Genomic DNA, 18,208 nt, shown 5'->3' with positions numbered 1-18,208 from the left:
CGTCAGCCCCCGGCCTTGATCACGCTGGTGACGGCGTCGATCAGCGCGAGGTGGGTGAAGGCCTGCGGGAAGTTGCCCAGGTGTCTGCCGCTGGAGGACTCGATCTCCTCGGCATAGAGGTGCAGTGGGCTGGCGAACGAGAGCAGCTTCTCGCACAGCATCCGCGCCCGGTCGACCTCGCCGATCATCGCGAGGGCGGACACCAGCCAGAACGAGCAGATCGTGAACGTGCCCTCCTCGCCCGAGAGGCCGTCGTCCGTCTCCTCCGTCCGATAGCGCAGGACGAGCCCGTCGGTGGTCAGCTCGTCGGCGATCGCCAGTACCGTCGCCCGGACCCGATCATCTTCCGGGGGAAGAAAACCCATGATCGGGATCAGCAGGGTGGAGGCGTCGAGGGCGGTGGTGTCGTAGTGCTGGACGAACACCCCGCGGGCGTCGACGCCGTTGGCGCACACATCGGCGTGGATCTCGTCGGCTGCCTGCCGCCATCGCTCAGCGAGCTCGCCCACCCCGCGATCCGCGGCCATCGATGCGCCGCGGTCGGCCGCCACCCAGCACATGACCTTCGACGCGGTGAAGTGCCGGGGTTCGCCGCGCACTTCCCAGATGCCCCGGTCCGGCTTGCGGTAGACGTCGATCGCGCTGTCGACCAGCTGGGTGACCAGGGCCCAGGCGGGAGGGCCGAGCTGGCTGGCGTGCCGAACGTGGGTCGCGACCGACTCGATCAGCATCCCCCACATGTCGTGCTGGCGCTGGCTCCAGGCACCGTTGCCGACCCGGACCGGACGGGCGGCGTCGTAGCCGGAGAGGTGGTCGAGGGTGTGCTCGGTCAGGTCGCGTTCGCCGCCGAGGCCGTACATGATCTGCATCGGACCGCTCGCCGCGGCGTCGATCAGGAACGCGAAATACTCGAAGGCCACCCAGTCGTAGCCGAGTTCGAACAGGGCGTGCAGCATGAACGCAGAGTCCCGCACCCACGTGTAGCGATAGTCCCAGTTCCGTTCGCCGCCAGGCGTTTCCGGAAGTGACGTGGTCGCGGCCGCCATCAGGGCGCCCGAGGGGGCGTAGGTCAGGCCCTTGAGGGTGAGCGCGCTGCGCTCGAGATACGGGCGCCACCGGTGGTCGGGAAAGTCGCCCTTTCTGATCCAGTCGCGCCACATCCGGTCGGTCCCGTCGAGCAGGCCGGTGGCCTGGTCGAGGCTCGTGACGGAAAGTCCGTTCCAGGAGAGCGCGACGAAAGCGGTATCCCCAGCGGACAGTTCGGTCCTGGTGCCCGCCCGCGCCGAGCCGAAGGTGAGTCGGAGGTTGCTCGTCAACGTCAGCGTGAGTTCGCCTGCGGAGCAGGTCGCGCTCTCGTAGCCCTCGCCCGAGTAGGTCCACGCGCCGGTCGACCTGCCGTACTCGAAGAGCGGCATGCAATTGACGGTGATCTCGACGCTGCCCTCGATGCATTCCGCGGTGCGCAGCAACATGTCCTGAGCGACCTGGTCCGCCGGTGGCCGCCGGTACTCGTCCGACCGGGTGGTGCCGTTCCACGGGCCCATCACCAGCGCGTCGCGCACCACCAGGGTTCCTGTGGGCAGGCACCAGGTCGTCTCGAGGACCATCGATCCAGGAAGGTAGCGACGCTGCGAGGGCGTCTGGACGTGCGACGGGCCGAACCGGAAGGACCCCGCGGACCGGTCGAGGAGCGCGCCGAACACGCTGGGGGCGTCGGGTCGTGGAATGCACAGCCACTCCACCGAACCGTCGGGGGCGACCAGGGCGGACGTCTGGCAGTCGGACAGAAATGCGTAGTCGGCGATCGGAGGGAATTCGGACATGATCGCCGCCCTTCGTCTGGTTCTGCGGGGTGCCTGTGCCCTGTGAAGGTACGCCGGGGCCCGGCGGCGGTGCGTGATTTGTACCCCCATCGGGGTGCGACGCGCACACGGGTGGCATAGACGGAAATGGTAACCATTACCATTAAGGAATGACTTCAGCCCCGACAAAGAAACTGCCCGTCACGGTCCTGTCCGGATTCCTCGGCGCGGGCAAGACCACCCTGCTCAACCATGTGCTCGCCAATCGTGACGGGCGCCGCGTCGCGGTGATCGTCAACGACATGAGCGAGATCAACATCGACGCCGCCCTGGTTGCCGGCCAGGGGCACCTCGACCGGACCGAGGAGAAGCTGGTCGAGCTGACCAACGGCTGCATCTGCTGCACGCTGCGCGAGGACCTCATCGAGGCGGTCGGGGCACTGGCCCGCGACGGTCGGTTCGACCAGCTGATCATCGAGTCGACCGGCATCTCCGAGCCGATGCCGGTCGCCGCGACCTTCGACTGGGAGTTCGAGGACGGGTTCAGCCTCGGCCAGGTGGCGCAGCTCGACACGATGGTCACCGTCGTCGATGCGTCGACCTTCCTCGGTGAGCTCACCCGCGGCCAGCGCCTCGCCGACCGCGGCGAGGTCGCCGGGGACGGTGACGAACGCACCATCTCCGACCTGCTCGTCGACCAGGTCGAATTCGCCGATGTACTGCTGCTCACCAAGACCGACCTCGTCAGCGAAAAGGGTGCCGGGACGGTGGAGGCGACGCTGCGCAGGCTGAACCCGTCCGCGCGACTGCTGCGCACGGTGGCAGGCGTCGTCGACCTCGACGAGGTCCTCGAGACCGGCCTCTACGACCCCGAGCTCGCCGCCCGGGCTCCCGGCTGGGACGACGAGCTGGCCGGTGGGCACACCCCGGAGACCGAGGAGTACGGCATCCGCAGCGTCACCTACCGGGCCGACCGGCCGTTCCATCCCGCGCGCCTCGAGGTCGCGCTCGCGGAGCTGAAGGGGTTGCTGCGCAGCAAGGGGTTCTGCTGGATCGCCAGCAGGCCCGAGGTCGCGGCGATCTGGTCGCAGGCGGGGCCGAACCTGACGATCGAGCCCGCGCAGCTGTGGTCGAGCGCCGAGGTGCCACCGGGGCAGGAGCTCGTCTTCATCGGTGTCCGCCTGGACGTGCACGCGCCGAAGCGGATCCTCGACACCGCCCTGCTGACCGACGGCGAGTTGGCCGCGGGCCCGAGTGCGTGGGTCGGCTACCCGGATCCGTTGCCCGCGTGGGAACTCGACGACCACGAGCACTGAGGCGGGGCGGTTCACGCCCCCGCGACGCCGCCGCTCAGGCTGAGCGCGGGCGTGTACCGCTTCATGCCGAGACCGGTCACGCCGGGAAAGCTCTGCACCCGGTGCCACTCGGGCGTCGCCGAGCCGATGCCCTCGCCCCCGGCGAGGGCATCGATGTGCGCCTGCGCGCTCTCCCACTCGGCGTAGTTGAGCACCCGGGTCCCGTCGACGCTGACGTGGAAGTGTCCGGAGATCCCGCCGGGGGCCGGCTCCGGGTCGTTCTCCAGCGCCTCGAAGACGCCGTCCACCCAGGCCCGCTGGCGCACGGGGTCGGGACCGTCGAACTCGATGTCGACGACGATGATCGCGCCCGGCACCCGGCCGGCGTCCCCGGCGGAGCCGCCCCTGTTTCGGTACAGCTCGTACGTGTGCAGCCAGAGTCGCTCGATGCCGGGCACCGCGGCGTCGATCTCCGCGACCGTGTCGCTCCGCGCCCCCGTCAGCCAGATCCGGTAGCTCTCCTCGTCGGCCCACTGTGAGTAGTGGAACAGCGTCCCGCCGTCATTGCCGATGTAGACGCTGTAGGAGAGCAGGTGCTCGTCGGGCCAGTCGCGCTTGCCCCAGGCCGCGGCGATCGCGTCGACCGCCGCCCGCTGTCGCTCGGGCGTGCCGACGTCCCAAGCACTGGCCTTGACGATGCCGGCACCGGGACGGGTGATCCGTGGCAGCGCGTGGGGGTTCCTGACGACGCTCATGGCTGATCTCCGGTCTCTCGGGGGGCGCTGGGGCTCGGGTCCTGAGAGACATCCTTGAACCTGAAGTTCAATTGAGGTCAAGCCGTGGGGACGCGGTCACTCGACGGCGTAGTCCACGGGTGGTTTTGCCATCTCCTGCCGGTAATGCCGGATGCCGAGCACCGTGCCGACGATCAGGCACACCACCATCACTGCGAGCACCGCAGGCATCAGCCACGGGACGCGCTGGAGGAACTCGCCCGCGTAGTAGCCGATCAGCAGCAGCACCGGGGCCCACGCGAGCGCGCCCAGGCTGCTGGCCACCGTGTACATGCGGTGGTTCATCCCCGCCGCGCCCGCGACCAGCGGGCACAGGGTCCGGACGAACGGAATCCAGCGCGCCACCAGAACCGACAGGAAGCCGTGCCGATCCAACAGGACGTTGACCTTGTGCAGGTTCTCGGCCGTCACGTAGCGGCCCCCGCGGCGCGCCACCAGATGGTGCCCGGTGCGCAGGCCGATCCGGTAGCCGACCTGGTTGCCCGCGATGGCGGCGACGGCGGCACCCGCGGACAGCGCCCACACGTGGGCCGAACCCGAGGAGTGGCCCGCCAGCACGATGCCCGCTGTGATCAACAGGGAGTCACCGGGCAGGAACAGGCCGATGATGACGGCGCACTCGAGGAAGACGAAGGCGAGGACGATCAGCCACACCACCGCCGGCCCGGCGGTTTCAAGTGGCGCAAAACTGCCGGCGGCGAGCGTCATCGGCTACGGCGTCGGGTCGTCTTGGGTCACGGGGACCTCGGGCGCTGTCGCTGCGACCGGTTCGCGGCGCGAGGCCAACACCTTCTTGGCCACCGCGGCGATGCCCGGCAGGATCGAGATGAAGACGATGAGCAGGAAGATGGCCTCGACGTTGTCGCGGATGAAGGCGACATTGCCGAGGAAGTAGCCCAGGATCGTGACGCCGCCGCCCCACAGGATGCCGCCGACGATGTCGTAGCCGAGGAAGGTGCGGTAGTTCATCTTCGAGACGCCCGCGATCACGGGGGTGAAGGTGCGCACGATCGGCACGAAGCGGGCCAGGATGATGGTCTTCGGCCCGTGCTTCTCGAAGAACGCGTGCGACTCGGTCACGTACTCCTTCTTGAAGAAGCGCGAGTCTTCCTTCTTGAACAGCGCGGGGCCGATCTTGCGACCGATCCAATACGCGGTCTGGTCGCCGAGGATCGCCACGACAGGCACCGCGATCATCAGGACCCAGATGTTGACCGGCGGGTTCGGCTGTGCGGCGAGCAGGCCACCGGTGAAGAGCAGCGAATCGCCAGGCAGAAGCGGGAACAGCAGGCCCGTCTCGATGAAGACGATGGTGAGGATCGCCGGTAGCACCAGGTTCTTGAGCCACGACTCCGTCAGCAGATACATCGGGTCCATCCACTGGGGCATCAGGGCTAGGTTGGTCACGGACTCCGAGGCTGCCTGCACAATCACGCGGCCCAGAGTACCGGCGATCGGCGCGGGCTCGCCCGCCCGCGCCCCGCGGCCGGTCGGAACCGGGTGAACGCACGCGGCGCCGGCGGCAATCGTGAGGTCGCCGGTGGGCGGCGACGGTCAGGAGTCGTCGGGCACGCGCGGCGGGGTTTGCAATACTGCATGTACCCCCGGCGCCCCTGACATCAAGGGATGCGCCCCTCGACTCTTTAAATGGAGGTCAGTTCCGTGCCGATCGCAACTCCCGAGGTCTACGCCGAGATGCTCGGTCGGGCCAAGGAGCACTCCTTTGCCTTCCCCGCCATCAACTGCACCTCTTCCGAGACCATCAACGCCGCCATCAAGGGCTTCGCGGACGCGGGCAGTGACGGCATCATCCAGTTCTCGACCGGCGGCGCGGAGTTCGGTTCCGGCCTCGGCGTCAAGGACATGGTCACCGGCGCCGTCGCGCTGGCCGAGTTCGCGCACGTCATCGCCGCGAAGTACGACGTGACCATCGCGCTGCACACCGACCACTGCCCCAAGGACAAGCTCGACGGCTTCGTGCGTCCGCTGCTGGCGATCTCGCAGGAGCGCGTCAACGCGGGCCAGAACCCGCTGTTCCAGTCGCACATGTGGGACGGCTCGGCCATCCCGATCGACGAGAACCTGGAGATCGCCAAGGAGCTGCTCAAGCTCTCGGCGGCCGCGAAGATCATCCTCGAGGTGGAGATCGGCGTGGTCGGCGGCGAAGAGGACGGCGTCGAGGCCGAGATCAACGACAAGCTGTACACCTCCAGCGAGGACTTCGAGAAGACCGTCGACGCGCTCGGTGTCGGCGAGAACGGCAAGTACCTGCTGGCCGCCACCTTCGGCAACGTGCACGGCGTCTACAAGCCGGGCAACGTCAAGCTCAAGCCCGCCGTGCTCGAGGAGGGCCAGAAGGTCGCGGCCGCGAAGCTCGGCCTTGCCGCAGGCTCGCAGCCGTTCGACTTCGTCTTCCACGGCGGCTCGGGCTCGCTGAAGTCGGAGATCGAGGACTCGCTGAACTTCGGTGTCGTGAAGATGAACGTCGACACCGACACCCAGTACGCGTTCACCCGCCCGATCGCCGGACACCTGTTCGCCAACTACGACGGCGTCCTCAAGATCGACGGCGAGGTCGGCAACAAGAAGGTCTACGACCCGCGCAGCTACCTCAAGAAGGCCGAGGCCGGCATGACCGCTCGCGTCATCGAGGCCTGCAACGACCTCAAGTCCGCCGGACGCTCCGTCTCCGGCAGCTAGTCGCTCGCACGAAAGTGCAGCTACCGGCTCGGCCTCTCGGTCGATGCCCCGGTAGCTGCACTTTCGTCATTTCCGGGCTAGGTCAGCAGACCTTCCACGCGTCGCCATCGCGCTGCAGGTTGAACGAGCGCGCCGAGCTCTCGTTCGGGGCCGCGCCGGTGTGGACGGTGGCCTGGGCGATCGCGGTGTCGTCGGTGATGGAGACCGTGTCGATGCTCTCGACGACGGGGATCGACCGCTGGTCGACCGCCACCCGGTACACGTCGGCGAACTCGGCATCGGGGATCTGCGCGTAGTACGACGCCAGGTCGCCGCAGGAGATCGTCCGCAGGGTCGCGAGATCTCCGCCCTCGATCGCGTCGACGAAGGTGTTGATCGCGGTCTTGACCTGGTCCTCCGCCGAGTTGCTGCTGACCGTCGAGGTGAGCAGGTAGGCCCCACCCGCCGCGGCGGCCAGCACTACGCCGACGGTGACGACGATCGGCCATCGCTTCTTGCCGCTCGACGCGGGCTCCGGGGCGGGGATCTTGGCGGGCCCCGCGACTGGAGGTGCCGGGCGCGGCGGCGCGGCGACGGGAGAGGCACCCGCGGGCGGCCGGACCGCCGGTGCGGGTCGGCCGGGACCGACCTTGGCCGGCGCGGCCTTGGGGCGCGAGACCTGGGTCGGGGGCACCACGGCGTTGGGCCGTGCGGGCGGCGGGGTGACCCTCGGGAGGGCGACGGTGGCGTCGTCGGGGGCGGCGGGCGGCGGTGTGACCCTCGGGAGGGCGACGGTGGCGTCGTCTGGGGTCCCGGCGGTGGCCGCGGGTGCGGACTGCGGGGCGGTGGTGGGCGCGGGCGGGGCGCCTGCGGGCACCACCTTTCGCGGTGCGGCCGTCGGAGCCTGCGGCTTCCATGCCGCGCCCGACCTCTCCACCGGGACGGTGACCGCGGCGAATCCGTCCTCATCGGCGTCGGTGTCCGTGTCCGTCGGCTCGGGCTCGGCCGGTGCGTGGACGTCCTCGGCCTTGGATTCGGCGTCCGCCTCGGGCTCGGGCTCGGCCTTGGATTCGGCGTCCGCCTCGGGCTCGGGCTCGGCCGGTGCGTCCTCGCCCTGGGTCACGGCGTCCGCCTCGGGCTCGGACTTCGCTTCGGCGTCCGCCTCGGGCTCGGGCTCGGACTTCGCTTCGGCGTCCGCCTCGGGCTCAGCCTCCGCCTCAGGCTCTGCGTCTGCCTCGGCATCCGCCTCAGCCTCGGCGTCGGGCTCGGGCTTGGCCCCCGTCTCGGCCTCTGGCTCTGTTCCGGGCTCGGACTTCGCTTCGGTCACGGTCTCGACCGGCGCGGGGTCCTCGTCCTTCTCGGTGTGCTCCGCCGACTCCGGTGCGACGTCGTCCGTCGCGTCGGTGACCGGCGTGTCGTCGGCCGCATGCCCGTCCGCCGCCTCCGCCTCGTCAGCGACAGCGACAGCGGCATCGCCGGCGATGTCGGGTTCGGTGGCCGGGGTCTCGGCCTCGGGGGTCTCCTGTGCCTCGGCGTCCGTCGTCTCCGGCGTTGTCACCGAGGCGTTTCCGGTGTCCTTCGCGTCCGCGCCGGTCGCTGCCCGGTCGCTGCCGGGTTCCGCGCTCTGGGCGGCAGAGTCCTTGGGTTCCGGGTTCTTGGGGTCCGACACGTCCGCCCTCTCGTTCGCCATTCCTGTTCGTGACTGTGGGCAGCCTATCGAGCGACCGGTGGTCGGGGCACAATGGTCGGCATGACCTCTTTCGGTGACCTGCTCGGCCCCCAGCCCACCCTGCTGCCCGGAGACGACGACGCGGAGTCCGAACTCCTGAACAAGGCGGACCCCAAGCAGGTTGCGGCCGACCATCCGACGGCGTCCATCGCGTGGGCCTACCTGGCCGAGGCCGCACTCGCCGACGATCAGACGATCACCGCCTACGCGTACGCGCGCACCGGCTACCACCGCGGGCTCGACCAGCTGCGACGCAACGGCTGGAAGGGTTTCGGTCCTGTGCCGTACAGCCACGAGCCGAACCGCGGGTTCCTGCGCTGCGTCGCGGTACTGGCCAAGGCCGCCAAGGCGATCGGCGAATCCGACGAGCACGCCCGCTGCCTGGACCTGCTCGAGGACTGCGACCCCAGGGCCGCCGAAGCACTTGGCCTCGGCTAGCCCTCAATTCTTCACCGCCGACCGGGGCCGCGCTCGACTGAGGGCCTCGGTCAAACGGCTGCGCGGGTCGGCGTTTCCCGTCCTGCAGTGCGCGCTCGCCGCCGGACTCGCCTGGTGGATCGCCAATGACCTGATCCACCACCCGAATCCGTTCTTCGCGCCGATCGCGGCCGTCGTCTCGCTGGGCCTGTCCCTCGGGGCGCGGCTGCGGCGGTCGGTGGAGCTGCTCGCGGGCGTCACCGTCGGCATCGGGATCGGTGACCTGCTGATCTCCCAGATCGGCACCGGCGCCTGGCAGATCGTGCTGGTGGTGATGCTGGCCATGTCGACGGCGATCTTCCTCGACGGCGGGCCGATCATCTCGATGCAGGCCGGCACCTCCGCGGTGCTGGTCGCGACGCTGATCCCGCCCGAACGTGGCGGTGGTCCCGACCGGATGATCGACGCCCTCATCGGTGGCCTGGTCGGGATCCTCGTCGTCGCGTTCGTGCCGACCCATCCGGTGCTGCGGGCGCGGCAGCACGCCGCCGCGATCCTCGGCACCGCGGGGGAGGTGCTGCAGCTGGTGGCGGACGGGCTGGTCGAGAACGACCCGGAACCGATCGTCAAGGCGCTGCAGAAGGCCCGCGACACCCAGTCGGCGATCGACGGGCTCCGCTCGAACCTGATCGGTGGCCGGGAGATCAGCCGGGTATCGCCGCTGTACTGGAACTCGCGCGAACGTCTCGCGCGGCTGAGCGCCACCGCCGATCCGATCGACAACGCGATGCGCAACATCCGGGTGCTCGCGCGACGGTCGCTGACGCTGGTCCGCGACGACGAGATCCTCGATCCGCGGTTGGTCGACGAGGTGGAGAAGCTCGCGCAGGCGCTGGAGGTGCTGCGCCGGATGATGCTGGCCGATCCCGGCGAGAAGCCCGACCAGGCCGACGCGGCCCGGGTGCTGCGCTCGGTGGCGTCCGGGGCGAAGGCCGAACTGGTGGAGAACGCGGGCGTGTCCGCGACCGTGGTGTTCGCGCAGATCCGCTCGCTGACGGTGGACCTGCTGCAGGTCGCGGGGCTGAAGCGGATCTCGGCCATCGCGACCCTGCCGCCGACGGTCGCGCATCCCTACTATCCGCCGGAGCAGTAGCGGCGACGATGTAGCCACATATGCGAATGTATGCATATGATGGACGCGAACCACACGAAGGGGAGCGTCATGGGAGTTGGGCACGGGCACAGCCACGGGGGTGAGCCGACCGCCGCGGGGCCGTCGGCGGGCCGGATCCGCCGGATGGTCATCGCGCTGGGGATCCTGCTCGCGTTCCTCGCGCTCGAGGTCGCGGTCGGCCTGACCATCAACTCGCTCGCGCTCCTCGCGGACGCCGGGCACATGCTCACCGACGTCGTCGGCATGTCGATGGGCCTGGTGGCGTTGCTGCTCGCCAGGCAGGGGTCCAAGGCCGCCGCACGCACCTTCGGCTGGCATCGCGCCGAGGTGCTCACCGCGATGGCCAACGCGGTGCTGCTGCTGGCCGTCGCGGCGTGGGTGATGTACGAGGCGATCGGACGGATCGGCGACGCCCCCGAGGTACCCGGCCTGCCGCTGATGCTGACGGCCGCTGCCGGGCTCGCGGCCAATATCGTCGTGATGCTGATGCTGCGCGCCGACGCCAAGGGCTCCCTCGCGGTCCGCGGTGCCTACCTCGAGGTGCTCGCGGACGCCGTCGGCAGTGTCGGCGTCCTCATCGCAGGCGCCGTGGTGCTGGTGTTCAACTGGCCGTACGCCGACATCGTGGTGGGCGTGCTGATCTCGCTGTGGGTGGTGCCCCGCGCGATCAAGCTCGCGGGCGCCGCGCTGCGCATCCTCACCCAGGCCTCGCCCGCGCACGTCGACGTCGACGCCGTCGAGTCGGATCTGCGCGCCCTGTCCGGGGTCTCGGACGTGCACGACCTGCACGTGTGGACGCTGACCACCGGCATGGACGTCGCGACCGTGCACCTGACCAGCGAGGCGGATTCGCGGCAGGTGCTCGGCGCGGCGAAGGTCGTGCTCGACGCGCACGGGCTCGGCCACGCGACCGTGCAGATCGAGTCGGGCGTCGAGGGCAGCCACTGCCAGGAGAACCTCACCTGGTGACGCCGGCTAGCGGTAGCCCTCGGTGTTGGCGGGCAGGTCCCTGTCAGCCACCTCGACGAGATAGCGCCAGCAGTCCGGCCGCGAGCCGTCCACGTCGGTGAAGCCGTACCGTTCGGCCAGCTGCCCGCTCGAGACCACGGTTCCGCTGAACCCCATGACATCCGGGTCGGCGGCCAGCGCGGCGACCGCCCGGCCCACGAAGGTCGGCGACTCGGAGATGGCGAAATGCGGTTCCCGGTCGAGCGCGTCGCGCCAGTTGTCCTCGGCGACGCCGAAGATCTCCAGCATCGTCTCCGACCGGAGCCAGCCAGGGGTGACGGCGACCGCCGCGCCGCCCAGCGGGGCCAGTTCGTGGGCCTGCGCGGTGGTCATCCGCTGCACCGCGGCCTTGATCAGGTCGTAGTAGAAGCCCACCTGGTGCCGGTAGGCGACGTTGTATTCCGCTGTGCCGTCGGTCATCTCGACGACCATGCCGCCGGGTCGGCGGATCAGCAGGGGCAACGCGACATGGCTGGTGATCGCGTGGGTGTCGATGCCCATCCGCAGCATGCGCAGGCCGCCCTCCAGGTCGTGCTCCCAGAGTTTGGTGCCGAATTGCGCGTATCTGTCCCCGCCGAAGATGTCGTTGACCAGGACGTCGAGCCGACCGTGCTCGGTGTCGATGCGGGCGATCAGCGCGCGTACCTGGTCCGGGTCGAGGTGGTCGACCCGCAGCGCGACACCGTCACCGCCGGTCGCCGCGATGAGATCGCCCGTCTCCTCGATGGTCTCCGGTCGGTCGATCTCCGACCGACCGGCCTCGCGGCTGCTGCGCCCGGTCGCGTAGACGGTCGCGCCTGCGCGGGCCAGCTCGACCGCGATGGCGCGGCCCGCGCCGCGGGTGGCACCCGCGACCAGCGCCACCTTTCCGGTCAGATCCGGCCCGCTCACCGGCTGCGCCTCGTGACGCCCGCGCCGGGCCGCCACAGGTCGACGTGCAGCCGGTCCTCCGAGACCGTCGTCAGGACCGCCTCCTCGACGCCGAGTTCGAAGATCTGCGCCTCGTCGCCGGGGTTCTGGTCGTAGCTCTCGAGGATTGCCTGCTTCTCGTCTCCGAACAGCTCGCGGGCGCGACCGGAGATCTTCGCGTCGCCGCCCTCCATGGTGTGGTGGCCCGGATTGGAGTGCAGCGAGAAGCGCGGGTCGCGGTGCAGGTCCCGCACCTTCATCGCGCCCGGCATCGACCCGAGAACCAGTAGTCTGCGGAAGATCTCCACCTCGGTGCCGCTGACCCGCGGGGATCCGTCGGCCCGCAGCGTCGCGAGGACGTGATGCTTGTGTACGCGCAGCCGCGCGGCGATGGATTCGGACAAGGCTGGTGCTTCGTCGGAGAACTGCTGCCAGGTTGTCATGACGGTCAGTGTGCACCGTAATCACTGACATCTTCTGTCAGTGATTACGGGATAGGCTTCGCCGGTGCGCTCCCGTCGGTTGCTCGACCTCATGCTGCGGCTGCAGGGCGGCCCGGGTAGCACCGCCGAGCGGCTGGCCGAGCAGCTGGAGGTGTCCGTGCGCACCGTGTACCGCGACGTCGCGGCACTGCAGGCCGCGGGCGTCCCGCTGTGGACGGAGAGCGGGCCGGGCGGCGGCATCCGGCTCCTCGACGGCTGGCAGTCCAAGCTCAGCGGGATGACCGGCGTCGAGACCTCCGCGCTCATGCTGCTCGGAGTCCCCGGTCTGGCTGCGGACCTGGGTCTGGGGGAGCAGACGGCCGCCGCGGAGGCCAAACTCCTTGGTGCGATGCCGCTTCCGCTGCGTGCGGGTGCCGAGCTCTGGCGCAGCCGCCTGCACGTGGACGCCCCCGGCTGGTTCGGGCGGGCGGCGAACGCCCCACACCTGGCGACGGTGGCGCGGGCCGTGCTCGACGGCCGTCGGGTGCGGATCGGCTATCGCAGGGGCGGCCGGGAGGTGACCCGCACCCTCGACCCGCTGGGGCTGGTGGCGAAGGCGGGCATCTGGTACCTCGTCGCCGCGCATCGCGGCGCGGCGCTGTCCTTCCGGGTCTCGCGGGTCGAGGCCGCGGTGGTCCTCGACGGGGACGCCCGACGACCGGACGACTTCGACCTGGCGGCCTGGTGGGCGCGATCGGCCGCCGAGTTCGACCGGTCGCTGCTGCGGTACCCGTGCCGGGTGCGGCTCGCGCCCGCGGCGTGGCGGTCGCTGCCCGCCGTTATCGGGCCGGAGGCCGCCCGGGTGACCCCGGGCCCGGCGGACGCAGACGGCTGGGTCGAGGCGGGACTGCTGCTCGAGTCGGAAGAGGTTGCGGTGCACCAGCTGACGGCGCTCGGCGCGGGCGTGGAGGTGCTGGAGCCGGCTTCGCTGCGCGCGGGCCTGCGCGCGATCGGTGCGGAGATGGCCCGACGGAACGGCTGAGGTCTCAGAGCATCCGGCGGACCCGGTCGAGCGCACGGGCCCTGCGCACCGACACCCGCGACCACAGTGCCTGTTGAATCGTCAGCGTCGCCCATCCGGCCATCGCCATGCCGGACAGGTTCAGCAGCAGCTGCAGGCTGCTGCCCCAGATCTCGTGACCGGCGCCGAATGCCAGGGCCAGTCCCACGTTTCCCGCGGCGGGCACCGTCGTCACGGAGATGAACACGCCGGCCAGTCCGGCCGACTTCGCCGAGGTCAGCGACAGCACGCCTGCGGCCGCCGCGATCACCGCCACGATGAACGACCACTTGTCCGGGCTGTAGATGAACGCGGTGTCGGGCCGCGGACCGGTGACGTCGTCGATCGTCACCCAGCCCAGCCCCCTGCCGACCACCGCGAGGATCGCCGTGACCGCGATCGCGACCACGAACCCGACGACGAGGGTGCGGACCGCGAGCGCGAGCAGCACCCACCGGCGCCGCACCAGCGCGACCCCGAGTGCGGCGATCGCCCCGAACTCGGGCCCCAGCACCATCGCCCCGATCACCAGGATCTGTGAGTCGGTGATGATCGCGATCGCCGCCAGCAGGGTCGCCAGGGACATGAAGCTCAGGTAGGTCCAGTTGAGTTCGGTCTCCTCGTAGGAGCGCTGCGCGACCTCCGCCCACACCACGGAGTCCGCGCTGCTGCCCGGGGTGCGCAGTTCGGCGTCGAATCCGCTGCGGGAGAGCCACGCGTTGACCGGTTCGATCTCGATGCTGCCGCGGTGGTGCAACCCGGTGGCCCGCAACTCGTCGATCACGTCGTTGGCCGCCTCCCTGGCGATGTCGGCGTACACCACGTCGCCCTCCGGGCGCAGCGAGGCGCCGCGCATCACCGCGAGGCCGCTGACGGCCGGTTCCGCGTCGAGGATCCTGAGGGCCTCGTCGGTCAGGTCGCTCGGCGCCAGGATCCGCAAATGGAGCATCCCGACAGTCTGCCGGGAGTCGGGCGGAAGTCGCGGGAGGTGGCCGGCACGAAATTCGGTTTCCGGGGTACCGACCTGGTCGATAGCATGGCGTGCCATGGCTACCCCACATCCCCGCGTGTACTTCGGTGACCGGATCGTCGACGTCGCGGAGGCGACGCTCGGCGTCGCCACCTCGGCTGTGCTGTACGGGCTCAGCGTGTACACGGTGTTCCCGGTGCAGGTCGACGGGTCCCGGCGTAGCGCATTTCGGCTGCGTGACCATTTCCAGCGAATGGTCGAGTCCTGCAAGATCATCGGGATGGATCGGTTCGCCGACGAGTGGGACTACGACCGATTCGTCTCGGTGGCAACCGAACTCGTCGCCGCGAACGCGCCGACCGAGGACGTGTTCGTCCGGGCCACCGTGCACGTCGACGAGTCGATCGCCGGCACCCGGGTGCGCGGCTGCCACACCACCGTCAGCATGTTCGTCTACGACGCGGTGCCGATCGTCCCGCAGGACGGCATGCGGCTCAAGACCAGCACCTGGCGCCGGATCCCGGACGACGCCATCCCCTCCCGCGCCAAGGTCAACGGGGCGTACGTGAACTCGGTGCTGGCCAAGCAGGACGCCATCGACGCCGGCTACGACGACGCGATCTTCCTCGATGGGAACGGCCACGTCTGCGAGCTCAGCGCAGCCAACATCTTCCTGGTCCGCGGCGGCACCCTGATCACGCCGGACGTGTCCTGCGACATCCTCGACGGCATCAACCGTCGGACCCTGCTCACTCTCGCGGCCGAGGACGGCATCCCCGTCGTCGAGCGCACCGTCGACCTCACCGAGCTGTACATCGCGGACGAGGTGTTCGTCACCGGCACCTCCGCGGGCGTCGCCCCGGTGTTCGAGGTGGACGGCCGGGTGGTCGGCGACGGCACCGCGGGACCGATCGGTCAGGCCCTGCGCAAGCGGCACGCGGCGGCCATGCGCACCGATGAGCTGCACGGCTGGGTCACGGAACTCTAGGCGCCTGCGGCGCCCGTGCGCGGTTGACGAGTGTGTGGACTCGTCAACCGCGCACGGGCGGCGGAGCCGCTCACTTCTTGACGGCGGTGAGCAGCAGGTACTCCCATTCCATGGTGCCGTCGCCGCGGTCGAAGCGTCGGCCCAGCTCGGCGAGCTCGCGGTCCAGGGCCTCGACGCGCTCGGGGTCGTCGGCGATCGCCCGGTACACCGCGATCGTCGGGCCGTAGCAGGCCTTGAAGAAGTCGCGGAACTGCTCGGCGGTGTCAAAGCAGTCGACGGTCAGCCGCTCGCGGCGCGCCACGACCTCTGTCACGCGGTCGCCGAGGAGGGTGCGCACGTGCTCCTCGCTGCCCCACAGCGGCGGCGGCTGCGCGCCTGCGGGCGGCGGGGGAGCGTAGGGCTTCATGGTCGCGAACATCTGGCCGATGAATCCCTCGGGCGTCCAGTTGATCAGCCCGAGCGTGCCGCCAGGGCGCAGGACGCGGACGAGCTCGTCGGCGCTCGGCTGGTGGTGGGGTGCGAACATCACTCCGACACACGAGATCACGGCGTCGAACTCGTCGTCGGTGAACGGCAGTGCCTCCGCGTCGGCCTCGCGCCAGTCCAGCGTCAGGCCGAGCGACTCGGCCTGCCGACGGCCCGACTCGAGCAGCTCGGGGGTCAGGTCCGAGGCGACGACGGCGGCGCCGAGTCGGGCGGCGGGGATCGAGGCGTTGCCGGAACCGGCCGCGACGTCGAGGACCCGGTCGCCCGCCCTGATGCCGCAGGCCTCGACCAGGCTCGGGCCGAGGGCCGCGATCACGTCGGCGGCGACCGACGGGTAGTCGCCCAGCGCCCACATGGCCCGGTGCTTGGCCTTGATGTCGGGGGCGGCGGTGGTGTGTGTGCTCATGAAGTCCTCCTCGGATGTGGTGGTGTTTCCAGCGTCGGCCCATCCCGGCGGGAGCTCTAGTCCCAGATGTGAACCACCGGCGGTTCACGATCTGTACTGGCGTCCTGGCCGGGCCAGGCGTGTACTGGTCAGGGGGCAAACCGAGGAGGAAGCCGTGTCGGAATACGGCCAGTTCTGCCCGGTGGCGAAGGCCATGGAGCTGCTCGACGAGCGCTGGACCATGCTCGTGGTGCGCGAGCTGTTGGCCGGCAGCACCCGCTTCAACGACCTGCGGCGGGGTAACCCCAAGATGTCGCCCGCGCTGCTGTCCAAGCGCCTGCGGACGCTGGAGCGGGCCGGGGTGGTCCGCCGGACCGTCGAGGACGGCCGGAGCAGCTATGCGCTCACGCCCTGCGGTGAGGAGCTCGGCGGCGTGGTCGAGGCCCTCGGGGCGTGGGGCGTGCGCTGGATCGGCGAACTCGGCGAGGAGGACCTGGACCCGCACCTGCTGATGTGGGACATCCGCCGCACGGTGCCGATCGACCGGTGGCCGCGCGGTCGCACCGTGGTGGCCTTCGAGTTCGACGACGTCGCCGCCCGTGCCGGGCGGTGGTGGCTCTGCGTGACCGGCGACGAGGCCGACGTCTGCGACTACGACCCTGGCTTCGAGGTGACCGTCACCGTCGCCACCGGCCTGCGCACCCTGATCGAGGTCTGGCGCGGGGACCGGTCCTGGGAGCAGGCGTTGACGTCCGGGCGGGTCACCATCTCCGGGCCGAGCTCGGTTGCGCGGGAGGTGCCCGCGTGGCTGGGGCAGATGAACCTGGCCGCGACCGTCAGGCCGTAGTGTCCGACGCTATGGCCAAGTGTCCAATTGGCTGGACACTTGGACGCCTGCGTGCCATGCTGCTGCCGTGCAAGATCATCATTCGTTCCGGGTGGGCGTCTCCGTCGAGGCCGCCCGGCTCGCCCGGGAACGGGCGGAGATCGCCGATGCGACGTACCGGAGTGTGATCGCCGAGGCGATCGCCGTCATGCGTGCCGAGGGGTTGAGCGACCGCAGGATCGCGGCGGAACTGGACGTCAGCAAATCGTCGATCCGGGCGATGGCGATCGGTCCCGAGGTCGACGACGAGTCGGCGGCCGGTCAGGTCGAGGTGCTCAGGTTCGGGGTGTGGGTCGACGTCGCGGGCATGTCCGGGCAGCACTTCATCATCGAGGACGACCAGCTCGTCAGCCACGAACGGATGGCCCGCCACGGTATCGACGTCGAACTCCTCCGCTCGGCCGGTCTCGCCGACACCGCCGCTCGCGAGTACCTGCAGGTGACAACCGGCCAGCGGATCCTCGTGTACTCACAGGAACGCTGGAAGGGCAGGCCCGACGAGACGACCGAGGACGGTTGGGATCGGCGAGGCCGCTACCTGATCGAGCGCTGCCCGGGCCTGGAGGACGGGCGATGCGCGGGCAGCCACACGTCGCTCCCGCTCGGTGAGATCGGGCTCAGGGACGGCGATGACCTCTTCGGAAACGGCTGGCCCGGTCGGCGCCCGACCGCACATCAGGTGTGGAAGCTGCTCACCGCGGCGATCGAAGAGACCTACGAGATCTTTGATCCCTCCTATCCGGAACTCGAGCGGCGGCGACGGCCGGGAACGACGCCGCGTTACCAGGCGCGGCCCGGAAACGGTGTGCCCGTGACCGATTCCCGTCGACGCTGATCCACCCGAAATCAACCGCTCGATCGAAGCGGTCCACGTGAGAAAGGGAGCCAGGAAGTGGCAACACAGGAAGAACTCGTCTCGGGAATCGCCGAGATCATCGAGGAGGTCACCGGAATCGAGCCGTCCGAGGTGACGATCGAGAAGTCCTTCGTCGACGATCTCGATATCGACTCGCTCTCCATGGTGGAGATCGCGGTCCAGACCGAGGACAAGTACGGCGTGAAGATCCCCGACGAGGACCTTGCCGGTCTGCGGACCGTCGGCGATGCGGTCGACTACATCCAGAAGCTGGCGGCCCAGGATTCGGAAGCCGCGGAAGCGATCCGGGCGAAGATCGAATCCGAGACCGACCGCCCCTGATCGGCG

The 18,208-nt window shown here is 69.9% G+C and carries 19 protein-coding genes; 10 read left to right on the top strand and 9 right to left on the bottom strand.

The genetic code is table 11. From position 1 onward, the window contains the following. Positions 1-2: 2 nt before the first annotated feature. A complete protein-coding gene (locus tag ABIC28_RS16270; RefSeq protein WP_097210053.1) occupies positions 3-1,913 on the bottom strand; it encodes a glycoside hydrolase family 15 protein in 1,911 nt (636 codons plus the stop codon). A 59-nt stretch (positions 1,914-1,972) separates the two neighbouring features. Between ABIC28_RS16270 and ABIC28_RS16265 the strand changes: the two genes are divergently transcribed. Beyond that, on the top strand, positions 1,973-3,118 hold the full coding sequence (locus ABIC28_RS16265; RefSeq protein ID WP_097210054.1) for a GTP-binding protein: 1,146 nt from the start codon (positions 1,973-1,975) through the stop codon (positions 3,116-3,118). Between the two features lie 11 nt (positions 3,119-3,129). Here the strand turns inward: ABIC28_RS16265 and ABIC28_RS16260 are convergent, their stop codons facing one another. The 3 genes from ABIC28_RS16260 to ABIC28_RS16250 form a co-directional block, all read right to left on the bottom strand. Beyond that, positions 3,130-3,852 carry an antibiotic biosynthesis monooxygenase gene (locus ABIC28_RS16260; RefSeq protein WP_097210055.1) on the bottom strand — a complete coding sequence of 241 codons (723 nt, stop codon included), beginning with the start codon at positions 3,850-3,852 and terminating at the stop codon, positions 3,130-3,132. 96 nt (positions 3,853-3,948) lie between these two features. Then, positions 3,949-4,599: a DedA family protein gene (locus tag ABIC28_RS16255; RefSeq protein WP_097210056.1), complete on the bottom strand. Its 651-nt coding sequence runs from the start codon at positions 4,597-4,599 to the stop codon at positions 3,949-3,951. A gap of 3 nt (positions 4,600-4,602) precedes the next feature. Next, complete coding sequence (locus tag ABIC28_RS16250) at positions 4,603-5,280, bottom strand: DedA family protein (protein ID WP_209929227.1); 678 nt, start codon at positions 5,278-5,280, stop codon at positions 4,603-4,605. Positions 5,281-5,553: 273 nt separating this feature from the next. Between ABIC28_RS16250 and fbaA the strand changes: the two genes are divergently transcribed. Continuing rightward, a complete protein-coding gene (gene fbaA / locus ABIC28_RS16245; protein WP_027502545.1) occupies positions 5,554-6,591 on the top strand; it encodes a class II fructose-bisphosphate aldolase in 1,038 nt (345 codons plus the stop codon). Positions 6,592-6,673: 82 nt separating this feature from the next. On the opposite strand, the gene ABIC28_RS16240 is transcribed toward fbaA, so the two are convergent. Further along, on the bottom strand, positions 6,674-8,260 hold the full coding sequence (locus ABIC28_RS16240) for an Rv0361 family membrane protein (RefSeq protein WP_354579793.1): 1,587 nt from the start codon (positions 8,258-8,260) through the stop codon (positions 6,674-6,676). Positions 8,261-8,320: 60 nt separating this feature from the next. Between ABIC28_RS16240 and ABIC28_RS16235 the strand changes: the two genes are divergently transcribed. From ABIC28_RS16235 to ABIC28_RS16225, 3 genes are all read left to right on the top strand, one after another. Further along, complete coding sequence (locus ABIC28_RS16235) at positions 8,321-8,737, top strand: DUF3151 domain-containing protein (RefSeq protein WP_097210322.1); 417 nt, start codon at positions 8,321-8,323, stop codon at positions 8,735-8,737. Between the two features lie 37 nt (positions 8,738-8,774). Beyond that, positions 8,775-9,869, top strand: a complete 1,095-nt coding sequence (locus ABIC28_RS16230; RefSeq protein ID WP_223263884.1) for an FUSC family protein — start codon at positions 8,775-8,777, stop codon at positions 9,867-9,869. Between the two features lie 69 nt (positions 9,870-9,938). Next, positions 9,939-10,859 carry a cation diffusion facilitator family transporter gene (locus tag ABIC28_RS16225; protein WP_269588465.1) on the top strand — a complete coding sequence of 307 codons (921 nt, stop codon included), beginning with the start codon at positions 9,939-9,941 and terminating at the stop codon, positions 10,857-10,859. 6 nt (positions 10,860-10,865) lie between these two features. On the opposite strand, the gene ABIC28_RS16220 is transcribed toward ABIC28_RS16225, so the two are convergent. Both ABIC28_RS16220 and ABIC28_RS16215 read right to left on the bottom strand, forming a co-directional pair. Continuing rightward, positions 10,866-11,789 carry an SDR family oxidoreductase gene (locus ABIC28_RS16220; protein ID WP_354579790.1) on the bottom strand — a complete coding sequence of 308 codons (924 nt, stop codon included), beginning with the start codon at positions 11,787-11,789 and terminating at the stop codon, positions 10,866-10,868. Beyond that, positions 11,786-12,250 carry a pyridoxamine 5'-phosphate oxidase family protein gene (locus ABIC28_RS16215; RefSeq protein WP_354579788.1) on the bottom strand — a complete coding sequence of 155 codons (465 nt, stop codon included), beginning with the start codon at positions 12,248-12,250 and terminating at the stop codon, positions 11,786-11,788. The genes ABIC28_RS16220 and ABIC28_RS16215 overlap by 4 nt, the downstream gene beginning before the upstream one ends. Before the next feature lie 64 nt (positions 12,251-12,314). Between ABIC28_RS16215 and ABIC28_RS16210 the strand changes: the two genes are divergently transcribed. Next, the gene (locus tag ABIC28_RS16210) at positions 12,315-13,271 is read left to right on the top strand and encodes a helix-turn-helix transcriptional regulator (protein ID WP_354579786.1); all 957 of its coding nucleotides are present in this window, start codon (positions 12,315-12,317) and stop codon (positions 13,269-13,271) included. A 4-nt stretch (positions 13,272-13,275) separates the two neighbouring features. On the opposite strand, the gene ABIC28_RS16205 is transcribed toward ABIC28_RS16210, so the two are convergent. Beyond that, positions 13,276-14,238, bottom strand: coding sequence for a DUF389 domain-containing protein (locus tag ABIC28_RS16205; RefSeq protein ID WP_097210062.1), 963 nt, complete (start codon positions 14,236-14,238; stop codon positions 13,276-13,278). Between the two features lie 97 nt (positions 14,239-14,335). Here ABIC28_RS16205 and ABIC28_RS16200 point away from each other — a divergent pair, with 97 nt between their 5' ends. Next, positions 14,336-15,247, top strand: coding sequence for an aminotransferase class IV (locus tag ABIC28_RS16200; RefSeq protein WP_097210063.1), 912 nt, complete (start codon positions 14,336-14,338; stop codon positions 15,245-15,247). A gap of 70 nt (positions 15,248-15,317) precedes the next feature. On the opposite strand, the gene ABIC28_RS16195 is transcribed toward ABIC28_RS16200, so the two are convergent. Then, positions 15,318-16,139, bottom strand: coding sequence for a class I SAM-dependent methyltransferase (locus tag ABIC28_RS16195; RefSeq protein WP_269588468.1), 822 nt, complete (start codon positions 16,137-16,139; stop codon positions 15,318-15,320). Between the two features lie 154 nt (positions 16,140-16,293). On the opposite strand from ABIC28_RS16195, the gene ABIC28_RS16190 reads away from it, so the two are divergent. The 3 genes from ABIC28_RS16190 to acpM all read left to right on the top strand — a co-directional run bounded on the left by ABIC28_RS16190 (position 16,294) and on the right by acpM (position 18,202). Further along, positions 16,294-16,965 (top strand): winged helix-turn-helix transcriptional regulator, encoded by a 672-nt coding sequence (locus tag ABIC28_RS16190; protein WP_269588469.1) that lies wholly within the window; start codon positions 16,294-16,296, stop codon positions 16,963-16,965. Between the two features lie 67 nt (positions 16,966-17,032). Continuing rightward, positions 17,033-17,839, top strand: coding sequence for a helix-turn-helix domain-containing protein (locus ABIC28_RS16185; protein WP_143548371.1), 807 nt, complete (start codon positions 17,033-17,035; stop codon positions 17,837-17,839). 57 nt (positions 17,840-17,896) lie between these two features. Then, the gene (acpM, locus tag ABIC28_RS16180) at positions 17,897-18,202 is read left to right on the top strand and encodes a meromycolate extension acyl carrier protein AcpM (RefSeq protein ID WP_097210067.1); all 306 of its coding nucleotides are present in this window, start codon (positions 17,897-17,899) and stop codon (positions 18,200-18,202) included. Positions 18,203-18,208 lie beyond the last annotated feature (6 nt).

The organism is Rhodococcus sp. PvR044, assembly GCF_040548995.1.
GTDB classification, from domain to species: domain Bacteria; phylum Actinomycetota; class Actinomycetes; order Mycobacteriales; family Mycobacteriaceae; genus Rhodococcus_G; species Rhodococcus_G oryzae.
Note: the sequence above shows the minus strand (reverse complement) of the source record. Positions and strands in the feature narration are given on the sequence as shown.

Bases quoted from the DNA above. Each gene is read 5' to 3' on its own strand.
- ABIC28_RS16270 (WP_097210053.1), bottom strand. From the start codon at position 1,913: ATGGGGGTACAAATCACGCACCGCCGCCGGGCCCCGGCGTACCTTCAC.
- ABIC28_RS16265 (WP_097210054.1), top strand. From the start codon at position 1,973: ATGACTTCAGCCCCGACAAAGAAACTGCCCGTCACGGTCCTGTCCGGA.
- ABIC28_RS16260 (WP_097210055.1), bottom strand. From the start codon at position 3,852: ATGAGCGTCGTCAGGAACCCCCACGCGCTGCCACGGATCACCCGTCCC.
- ABIC28_RS16255 (WP_097210056.1), bottom strand. From the start codon at position 4,599: ATGACGCTCGCCGCCGGCAGTTTTGCGCCACTTGAAACCGCCGGGCCG.
- ABIC28_RS16250 (WP_209929227.1), bottom strand. From the start codon at position 5,280: ATGCCCCAGTGGATGGACCCGATGTATCTGCTGACGGAGTCGTGGCTC.
- ABIC28_RS16240 (WP_354579793.1), bottom strand. From the start codon at position 8,260: ATGGCGAACGAGAGGGCGGACGTGTCGGACCCCAAGAACCCGGAACCC.
- ABIC28_RS16235 (WP_097210322.1), top strand. From the start codon at position 8,321: ATGACCTCTTTCGGTGACCTGCTCGGCCCCCAGCCCACCCTGCTGCCC.
- ABIC28_RS16225 (WP_269588465.1), top strand. From the start codon at position 9,939: ATGGGAGTTGGGCACGGGCACAGCCACGGGGGTGAGCCGACCGCCGCG.
- ABIC28_RS16215 (WP_354579788.1), bottom strand. From the start codon at position 12,250: ATGACAACCTGGCAGCAGTTCTCCGACGAAGCACCAGCCTTGTCCGAA.
- ABIC28_RS16205 (WP_097210062.1), bottom strand. From the start codon at position 14,238: ATGCTCCATTTGCGGATCCTGGCGCCGAGCGACCTGACCGACGAGGCC.
- ABIC28_RS16200 (WP_097210063.1), top strand. From the start codon at position 14,336: ATGGCTACCCCACATCCCCGCGTGTACTTCGGTGACCGGATCGTCGAC.
- ABIC28_RS16195 (WP_269588468.1), bottom strand. From the start codon at position 16,139: ATGAGCACACACACCACCGCCGCCCCCGACATCAAGGCCAAGCACCGG.